Genomic DNA, 3,749 nt, shown 5'->3' on the forward strand with positions numbered 1-3,749 from the left:
GGCATCCCCCATAGGGTTGAGGTTTCAGCCTCATGCTCTTTCGCCTACGGCGGCGCGGAGCGCTTTGTAGCTCAGCCGGTAGGAGCCATCCTGCTGTCTGAGAAAGAATCCCTCCCCTTTAGAGCAGGGAGAATGTCAATGCCTTGGATCCCGCTTTTCCCCTGCCTCTTCCCCGACCGCTAAACTGGTTCTAGTCGAGACGGCTGGGTGCCGAGATCCATGCGCCGCCAGCTTAAGACCCTAAACCAAATCCTCGACTACAAGCTAGCCGATCTGCGGCTGTTTGGCCGCGCCGAGCTGAAGGGTCAGGTGCTGAATGTGCTGCTGGAACGGCTGCCCGGCGATGGGGTGGACACACAACAAGTAATGGAGGTGGTGCGTAGCGCTGTAGAGGCCTCGCTGCTGCAGGGGCTGCGCAAAGTCAACGTTTACCTTTGGTGCCGTGGCCAAACTGAAGCGGCGCCGGAGTGGAGCGAAAGCTTTGTGGTCGAGCCGTTGAGCCTGAGCAAGCCTGAGGGAGCTTGGAGCCGCGCCTCCAGCTACCGGCAAGACTATCCCGCCATGCGGGTGCTGCTTTTTGGCTTTGGTCTTTGCTTGGGTGGCTTCTACCTGCTGGCCTGGGAGTGGAGGGGCTGGATGGACTGGATCCCCGTGGGGCTGGCCTTTGGCTTGGGGGTGATCTTCCCCTGGCTCAAACGCTCCCTCAACCAGGGGGCTCCCCCTCTGTTCCTACGCCTCGGCCTAGGGCTGGGGCTGGTCTGGCTGGGCCTGGCAGTGCTGATGATCTGGCACCAGGGCTGGAGCCCTGCCCACGGGATTCTCACCTTGCTGGCCCTTCTCCTAGTGGGGTTGGGATCCTGAAAGCGCTCACTCGGCAGTGGTGCCGCGGAAAACGGGCAGGGCCGGCCCTGTCATCCACACGTGTTGGGTGTCAAGATCCCAGCGAATCTCCAGGTTTCCTCCCGGCAGCTCTACCGTGGCCTGGGGCTCGGCCCGCTCTTCCAAGACGGCAGCTACTAGGGCGGCACAAGCCCCTGTTCCACAGGCCAGCGTCGCCCCTGCCCCTCGCTCCCAAACCCGCAGCCGCAGGTGGTTAGGGCTGAGCACCTGCACAAATTCGGTGTTGGTGCGCTCGGGAAAGGCGGGGTGATGCTCAAACAGGGGGCCCACCCTTTCCAAGTCCAGTTTCTCCAGGGATCCCTCCTCCTCCAGAAAGACCACGCAATGGGGGTTGCCCATGCTCACTGCCGTCACCCACCACTCCCGCCCGGCCACTGGGAGCGGTTGCCGCACCACCTTTTCCTCTGGCCCGACTAGCGTGGTGGGAATCTGCTGGGCCAAAAGGCGAGGGATCCCCATGTCCACTGTTACCAAGCCATCGGGCTGCACCCGCGGCACAATCCGCCCTGCCAAGGTGTGGATCTGGTAGGCGCCATCCTGGGCGGGGATCCCCAGATCCTGCAAAAAGCGAGCCAGGCAGCGGATGCCGTTGCCGCACATCTCCGCTTCCGAGCCGTCGCTGTTGAACAGGCGCATGCTGAAATCAGCCCCCTCCTCCCCCGGCAGCAGGAAAATGACCCCATCCGCCCCCACGCCAAAGCGGCGGTCGCAGAGGGCAATGGCCTCTTCTGGTGTCAGACAGGGCTGGGGCTGGTGGCGATTGTCCACCAAGATGAAATCGTTTCCCAACCCCTGGTACTTGTGGAAGGTGAGATGGGAGGGCAGCCGGGCGGCCATGCAGTGCAACAAGACAACGGGCTTCAATCCTCGTGCATTTCGAAGGGATCCTTCAAGTTCTTGGAAGGAGGTCCGAAGGCGGTGTAGATGGCAAAGGCGGTAATGACAATAGTAGTGGCCACAATAGCCACGATGAGGGAGAGGCTAGCTTCCATCGCTGGGATCCCGAGAGAGTCTCTCTAGAGTATTACACAAGTTTACAAAACATTGCGCCTCAGCGGCGACATGCACGGAATCCTCTGCCTGGCAAGGACAAGGGATGTCAAGATTCATTGCTATCGGCAAAGGGGTGGGGCCAGATTCTGGTAGCGTGATCTAAAGATGGCTGTTCTTGCGGCATTGAGTCTTTAGAGGATCCGCCGCCAGCTTTGTTCCTTCTTAACCTACGGCGAGAACTATGGCCATTCGTACCCGACTGGGCGATCTGCTGCGTCCGCTGAACTCAGAATACGGCAAAGTAGCCCCCGGCTGGGGCACCACGCCTCTAATGGCAGTCTTCATGGTGCTGTTTGGCATCTTCATGCTGATCCTCCTGGAGATTTACAACAAGTCCCTGCTGCTGGAAGACATCAACGTCTCCTGGGAGAGCCTCAGCTTCTAGTTTGGGCTTGCCAAGCGGCCTAGGTGGTGTACTCGGCGTTGATGCGCACATAGTCGTAGCTGAGATCGCAGCCCCAGGCCACGCCCTGACCGGGCCCCTGGTGGAGGTCCACCGTGAAGACGACGGGATCCCCCTTGAGGTACTTGCAAGCAGCCTGGCGGTCAAAGGGGAGGGGTATTCCTTTCTCTAGAAGCAGGAAATCTCCCAGCCGGATCTCCAGAAGGCGGCTGTCAAAAGGGATCCCTGCTCGGCCAGCGGCGGCGGCCACCCGTCCCCAGTTGGGGTCGCCCCCAAAGGCTGCTGCCTTGACCAAGGGAGAGTTGGCAATGACGCGGGCTATCTGCCGAGCCGACCGGTCGTCGGGGGCGCCCTGCACCCGGATCTCCAGCAACTTGGTGGCTCCCTCCCCGTCGCGGGCAATGGCCTTAGCTAGGTGAATGCAAACCTGGGCAACCATCTCGGCTAGGGTTTGGGCAGCTTTTGTACCCGCTTGCACCGTGGGGATCCCGCTTTGGCCGTTGGCTAGAGCCAGTACCATGTCGTTGGTGCTGGTATCCCCATCCACGGTGATTTGGTTAAAGCTGAGGTCAACAGCCTCTTTGAGGATCTGCTGCCAGAGTGGGGGATCCACAGCCGCATCGGAGGTTAGGAAAGCCAACATGGTCGCCAAGTTGGGGTAGATCATGCCGGATCCCTTGGCGATGCCTCCTACCCTGACGGTGTAGCCGTCAATGTTAGCCTCCAGAGCCGTGCTCTTGGGAACTAGATCAGTGGTGAGGATGGCGCGGGCAGCGCTCTCTCCTCCTGCCGGCGAGAGGCTGTCGATAAGGTGGGGCAGGGCCGCCTTGATTTTGGCCATTTCCAGTTGTTGTCCAATGACCCCTGTGGAGGCGGTGAGCACCTGGTGGGCGGGGATCCCCAGCCGCTCTGCCACCCAGCGGGCCAGTTGGGCATTGTTGCGCTCCCCCTCTTCGCCTGTACAGGCGTTGGCCTGGCCGGCAGTGCAGAGGATGGCCCGCACCGGCTGGCCTTGGGCGAGGATGCTCTGGTTGTAGGTGACGCAGGCGGCCTTAACCTGGTTGGTGGTGAAAACGCCAGCCCCTACCGCCTCGCTGTCGGAAACAATCAGGGCCAGATCGGCGGCGCCGGAGGGCTTGAGGCCAGCGGCTACGCCGGCAGCGCGGAAGCCACGGGGGGCAGTTACAGCACCTGCAACCGGTTTAAACTGGGCTCCTAGATCTGGTGGAATGGGTCTGGTCATACTGGCGGCTGCGCAGCTCCTAGCAAAGCGGGCCGGCTTTTGCGCTGGGAGCAGAGTGGTGTTGTTAGAACTTTACCAAAAAGCGCCGTAAGGCCCCGCCTTTGAAGGTGGGGATGTAAGGCGCAGCATTTTATCCAAGGTTTCCCCTGA

At 61.2% G+C, this 3,749-nt stretch carries 5 protein-coding genes; 2 read left to right on the forward strand and 3 right to left on the reverse strand.

From position 1 onward, the window contains the following. The first annotated feature begins 219 nt into the window (after window positions 1-219). Window positions 220-861, forward strand: coding sequence for a hypothetical protein (locus NW814_RS10985; RefSeq protein WP_414406326.1), 642 nt, complete (start codon window positions 220-222; stop codon window positions 859-861). 6 nt (window positions 862-867) lie between these two features. On the opposite strand, the gene dapF is transcribed toward NW814_RS10985, so the two are convergent. Then, a complete protein-coding gene (gene dapF / locus NW814_RS10990) occupies window positions 868-1,737 on the reverse strand; it encodes a diaminopimelate epimerase (protein WP_414406327.1) in 870 nt (289 codons plus the stop codon). 23 nt (window positions 1,738-1,760) lie between these two features. Continuing rightward, a complete protein-coding gene (gene psbN, locus NW814_RS10995; protein ID WP_414396835.1) occupies window positions 1,761-1,892 on the reverse strand; it encodes a photosystem II reaction center protein PsbN in 132 nt (43 codons plus the stop codon). 242 nt (window positions 1,893-2,134) lie between these two features. On the opposite strand from psbN, the gene psbH reads away from it, so the two are divergent. Then, on the forward strand, window positions 2,135-2,338 hold the full coding sequence (gene psbH / locus NW814_RS11000) for a photosystem II reaction center phosphoprotein PsbH (protein ID WP_414361343.1): 204 nt from the start codon (window positions 2,135-2,137) through the stop codon (window positions 2,336-2,338). 19 nt (window positions 2,339-2,357) lie between these two features. On the opposite strand, the gene argJ is transcribed toward psbH, so the two are convergent. Beyond that, a complete protein-coding gene (gene argJ, locus NW814_RS11005; RefSeq protein WP_414406328.1) occupies window positions 2,358-3,599 on the reverse strand; it encodes a bifunctional glutamate N-acetyltransferase/amino-acid acetyltransferase ArgJ in 1,242 nt (413 codons plus the stop codon). Between the last annotated feature and the right edge of the window lie 150 nt (window positions 3,600-3,749).

This window comes from Synechococcus sp. R65.1 (assembly GCF_047461755.1).
In the GTDB taxonomy this organism is placed as follows: Bacteria; Cyanobacteriota; Cyanobacteriia; order Thermostichales; family Thermostichaceae; genus Thermostichus.